Source organism: Sphaerochaeta sp. S2, assembly GCF_016406725.1.
Classification (GTDB): domain Bacteria; phylum Spirochaetota; class Spirochaetia; order Sphaerochaetales; family Sphaerochaetaceae; genus Sphaerochaeta.
Map to the genome: position 1 here is coordinate 1 of NZ_JAEKNT010000496.1, position 4,892 is coordinate 4,892.

Sequence of the window (4,892 nt, forward strand, 5' to 3'; positions counted from 1 at the left end):
ACTGCGACATCAAAGTTTTATAAAAGACAAAACCAAGACAGGTGAACATCACTATCTGGTCACAGCAAGTGAAGATATCAGGCAAAACCTTGCCCAGCAGGTATTCAGTGCAGGGTGCAATCTTACATCGCTTGAATTAAAGAAGCACTCACTGAATGAGATCTATCAGTTGGCGTACAAGGAGGCAAGCAATGAATAAACGTGAGGGTTCTGCATTGACTGGCTTGAAAGTAATCTGGCTGAAAGAGATGCAGGATTATGCAGGAAATATCAGGATGATCATCCTGATGCTCCTGATCATCCTCACAGCTGGAGCCAGCATGTATGTCGCAGCCCAGACACTTCGCTCATTTGTCGGGGAAGACTCATTCATGCTGCTTAATCTCTTCACTATCAGCCAAGACCCCATACCTTCATTTCTTTCTTTCATCTCCTTTCTGGTTCCTCTTACCGGTATCGCCCTAGGGTTTGATGCGATCAACTCAGAGTACCAGAACAGGACGCTGGGAAGAGTACTTTCACAGCCGATCTATCGGGACGTACTGCTCTTTGGAAAAGCGTTGGGAGCAGTAAGTGCTATGGCAATAGTGTTGCTAGCGCTCTGGCTGTTGGTCATTGGATGTGCAATGCTGTTCCTCGGGGTACCACCATCTGGAGAACAGATTGCTAGGGCCTTTGCATTCTATGTAATCACCCTACTCTACGCTCTGCTCTGGTATTTGGTTGGTATGATGTTCTCCATCATGTTCCGCCAGAGTGCGGTTTCAGCATTGGTAGCTATCGCATTATGGCTCTTCTTCATGATCTTCTGGCCTATGATCTCCCAGCTCCTTGCCTATGCACTTGGAGGAGGGGACAGCTTCCAGAGCGCAAAACTGGAAGTGGTACTGGGAAGAGTTTCGCCCTACAGACTCTATACAGAGTCAGCATTGGCAATCCTGAATCCCTCAACCAGATCCCTGGGAGTGGTTCTCTTCAGCCAATTACAGGGCGCTATCATGGGCAGTGCCCTCCCCTTTGGTCAGAGCATGTTGTTGATATGGCCACACTTCACTGCCTTCCTGGCAACAATCATCCTGTTGTTTGTGGTGGCTTATGTACTGTTCCAAAGGAAAGAGATCAGGATGTAATGCTTATGAGCCCCCAAGAGGGGCTCTCTTCTTGCAGCTTTGCAGGGATACGCTATACTACAAATATAGCGATATGTCGCTTCTTTAAAAGTAATTGTTATTATTTACAAGATAACCCAATGAGGAAAGGAAATCAGACACAGACATAAAATACTCTTCAAATGCATTCCTAGAGGTTGGATAAATGTCGCTACGTCATGAGACCTCTTTAGTAGGTTTGTTCCTGGAGTTTTCTATGGTCAGACGAATAGCTGTTGGTATTGTTCTCTTGGTGGTTATCATTCTTGTAGGTTGTGAAGATTCAACTACTACAATTACTACTACTGCATTGTCATTTCAATCACTTGAAGGAACCTGGTTCTTCCCAGACCAAGCTGGATATACTGAAATATCTGCATTTGTCGCGCCTGATGATGCGACAACAGGTATGGCAGATATTGGCTGGACTGATGGAACCTATTCCTACTGGTGTTATGGCGATGGGTCATATGCAGATAGTGTACTCACAGGAACCTATAGTTATAACCGTGAAGATAGTTCTGAAGCAAATCTTGACACCTCGGGTCTGGATCTCTCCATTCAAATTACCTTCACCTTAGATGAAAATAACAGGCTGAGCTTCTCTTGTAGTGGCGATGGCCCACTGGATGGGAAGACTTTCTCCAATGGCATCCTTCAACCCATTTCCTAGAAAGTCATACATGAAGCAACTGCACCGAATTTCGGTGCAGTTGGCTTTATGAGTAGTATTTTAACGATTCAGAGAATTCATAAGAAGGCTTTATCGCAGGTCCTTCTTCATGACATCATACTCTTCCTTTGTCAGTTCACCCTTTGCATATCGCTCATCAACAATACGGAGTGCATCTCCAGTAGCATTTCTCTTCTTTGAAGTTCTGACAATTGCAATAATGGAAAGAGTCAAAGCAGCGATTACTGCGAGGACAAACAGTCCCATGATCCACATTCCTCCCCCACTATACATTCCGTAGCCGAAGCCGTGATGACCAAATCTTCCTACGTCCCAAAATAATGAACTATACATACACATTCCTCCTAATAACCAAGATCTTTGCGCAATTCCAAATAGGTTTCCCTATCGATCTCACCCTTTGCGTATCGGCGATTAACTACATCCAATGCTGATGGCTCATGGGTTTTAATCCCTGATTTATCAGACCTAACCATGAAGTAAATAAATACTCCTACCAGAATTAGTAATATTAGCATCATTTGTACTCCTATACCCCCTTAGGGTATATATGCAGTATCATCACATAGCATCCATCCGTCAATGGCGTTACCCATCAAAACACTAGGAGTTCACATAACTTCATGGTTCTTCACATTCATCTTGGCTTGTAGTGATACATCACAGGTCTTCGCTCTATTTGAATCAGCGCTTCCTACTCTTCCTATACTGATATTGCAGAATTCCAAGCTCTTTCTCTTTTTTTCTTCTTTGCCCCATCACCTCTTCCCAACTCATCGCTTCACGCTTCAGTAATAGGTAGTGTTCATACCTGTCATGTTCCAACTCCCCTGATTGCAGTGCACTCTTTACTACACACCCTATTTCTCCGGTATGACTACAGTCATGGAACCGACAGTGTGACGCAAGGGCTGCAATATCAGAGAAACTCTCAGCAATCTCAGAGGCGCTGCTGTTCATCCCCACCCCCCTGATACCTGGGGTATCGAGCAGGAGAGCTCCAGAGGGTAGCTGGTGGAGAGACCTGGAGGTAGTGGTATGCCTTCCCTTTCCATCACCCACGCGTACTTCTTGTGTTTTGGAAATTTCCTTCCCATAGAGCCGATTTACCAATGTCGATTTCCCTGCTCCGCTGGAACCTAAGAGCATATAAGTCTTCCTTGCCTTCAGAGAAAGGAGAAGGTTCTCTATGCCATTCCCAGAGAGAGAATCGACTAGGAATACCCTCAAGGAGGTAAAACGCTCAGAGGCAATGCTCAGCATTCTCAAAGGATCTTCAACCAGGTCAATTTTTGTCAGTACCAACATGGGAGTAATATGATCAGCAGAGAGAATGGAGAGATATCGTTCAATCTTGTGAATATTGAAGTCGTAGTGACTGTCGATCACAATAAAAGCAGCCTCCACATTACTTGCGACCACTTCACGGTGTCCTGTGACGTATCCTTCCTCGTGAACAAGTGGTTTATGGAATTCAGAAATACGTGGAAGTACTGCTTCAATGAGACCCTTCTCTGATTCATAGCAGTTCACAGCACACCAATCCCCTACTACAGGTGCTTGCTGCACTCCTAAATCTAAAAGATTGTTGAAGGATCCAGATCTTTGAAGTAAGTATGTTTGTATTCCATCACTGCCCCAGTAGTGACCTCTATTTTCTTTGATGATACGTAGAGGTATATACCCAAGCGTACTGAAAGGCACAAAATTCTGCGTAAGTTGTTCATTCCATCCAAGGGAACTGAGTTGAGTTTCAGTATTATGTTGTAGTTGCATGAGAACCATCCGGGTTTTAAAGATATAAGAAACAGCCTACCGCTGTTTTGGTAGGATTCCCCGGTATGTGTTTTTCTTTACTGTTTTCTGGTTTTCAAGATCAACACCGTTACCGGGGTTGCCTTACAATCTCCAGATGATTGGTTTTCATCCAAACTCCATAGTGAATTAGTGATATGGATACGATACATCTGCTATCGTATGCAGTCAATTATAAAGAGCCTTTAATGTTCTTGTATGCTGCGATGTATGTTTCTACAGTATAGGAGCGAAGAATCTCTGCGATGAGGTCGAGAGGTAGTTCTTCCAAGGTTTTGAACCTAATACATGATTTTCCGAGCATGAGCTTCTTGCTCTGCTTCTGCAGCTTAGCCATTTTTTTGTCATCCATGTAGAGCGGCATAAGATAGAGAGAGAATCCATGCTTCTGTACTGAAAGAGCTGCATATCCTATGGGTTGTTTGTTGTAGGTATCAGGGAAAGAGCGAAGGGGTATTTCATAGCTGATCATCCCCCAGTTCATACTTTCCTGGATTCCTTCTGGAAGATTCTCAAGGATTAATCTTCTGAGTGGTTCAATGACGGAGCGTTGCTCGCTGGTAAGCTCTGAGAGATATGCTTCTACGGTTGTTGCTTCTGATCGCATGGCAGGCTCCTAAGATTTAATTGAGATATTGGACAGATAAAGGAAAAGTGACCCATCAACGATGGGCCACTTGTTAGTAAACTTTTCTAGACTCTTTCGATTAGAAGGAGACAGAAACACTTGGGGTGAGGGTGAAGTCACCATCAAGGGTGTATTCAGCATCAAGAGCATACTTAACACCACCCATGGAGTAATCAGCACCAGCACCAATCTTGGTGGTTACATCTGACAAATCGTTCAAAGTCAGCTTTGCATATACACCCATGTTTTCAATGCCACTGTAGGACACTTTAGTGATAACATTGTTGGTCTTGTCAAGATTCTGATACTCTACCCAAGCTGTTACATCTTCAAGAGAAGCCTTTGCTTCTACATACAGGTTGTTGATTGCATCTCCACTAGGAACAGCAGTACCTGTTGTATCAACAGCATCATATTCCATGTAATATACATCAATTGCAGATACGCTCAAACCAAAGTCAAGGTCAGCAAGTGCTGCGGCGTCGACCATAACTGAACCAGTGATACCACCCTTAGAAGAGATCTTATCACCCAAGTCGATTCCAAGTGCATTTTTGTCATCGCCAATTTTTGCATAATTAGTGTAACCGAATGCTGCGCTTACGCC

General features: G+C 44.0%; 7 protein-coding genes and 1 pseudogene. 3 read left to right on the plus strand and 5 right to left on the minus strand.

Annotated elements, in window-relative coordinates; genetic code table 11:
• From JF818_RS14415 to JF818_RS14425, 3 genes are all read left to right on the plus strand, one after another.
• Nucleotides 1-199: hypothetical protein (locus JF818_RS14415; RefSeq protein WP_198892674.1), on the plus strand; the 199-nt coding region annotated here is incomplete at its 5' end.
• The gene (locus JF818_RS14420) at nucleotides 192-1,130 is read left to right on the plus strand and encodes an ABC transporter permease (protein ID WP_198892675.1); all 939 of its coding nucleotides are present in this window, start codon (nucleotides 192-194) and stop codon (nucleotides 1,128-1,130) included. The genes JF818_RS14415 and JF818_RS14420, both read left to right, overlap by 8 nt.
• A gap of 235 nt (nucleotides 1,131-1,365) precedes the next feature.
• Nucleotides 1,366-1,821, plus strand: coding sequence for a hypothetical protein (locus JF818_RS14425; RefSeq protein ID WP_198892676.1), 456 nt, complete (start codon nucleotides 1,366-1,368; stop codon nucleotides 1,819-1,821).
• Between the two features lie 90 nt (nucleotides 1,822-1,911).
• Here the strand turns inward: JF818_RS14425 and JF818_RS14430 are convergent, their stop codons facing one another.
• The 5 genes and pseudogenes from JF818_RS14430 to JF818_RS14450 all read right to left on the minus strand — a co-directional run.
• Nucleotides 1,912-2,175: an SHOCT domain-containing protein gene (locus JF818_RS14430; RefSeq protein WP_198892677.1), complete on the minus strand. Its 264-nt coding sequence runs from the start codon at nucleotides 2,173-2,175 to the stop codon at nucleotides 1,912-1,914.
• Between the two features lie 11 nt (nucleotides 2,176-2,186).
• Complete coding sequence (locus JF818_RS14435) at nucleotides 2,187-2,360, minus strand: SHOCT domain-containing protein (protein ID WP_198892678.1); 174 nt, start codon at nucleotides 2,358-2,360, stop codon at nucleotides 2,187-2,189.
• Nucleotides 2,361-2,526: 166 nt separating this feature from the next.
• Nucleotides 2,527-3,627 (minus strand): ribosome small subunit-dependent GTPase A, encoded by a 1,101-nt coding sequence (rsgA, locus tag JF818_RS14440; protein ID WP_370570349.1) that lies wholly within the window; start codon nucleotides 3,625-3,627, stop codon nucleotides 2,527-2,529.
• 202 nt (nucleotides 3,628-3,829) lie between these two features.
• Entirely contained in the window at nucleotides 3,830-4,264 is a 435-nt protein-coding gene (locus JF818_RS14445) for a DUF1801 domain-containing protein (RefSeq protein WP_198892680.1), read from the minus strand.
• A gap of 100 nt (nucleotides 4,265-4,364) precedes the next feature.
• A pseudogene (locus tag JF818_RS14450) lies at nucleotides 4,365-4,892 on the minus strand (hypothetical protein); the annotation flags it as partial.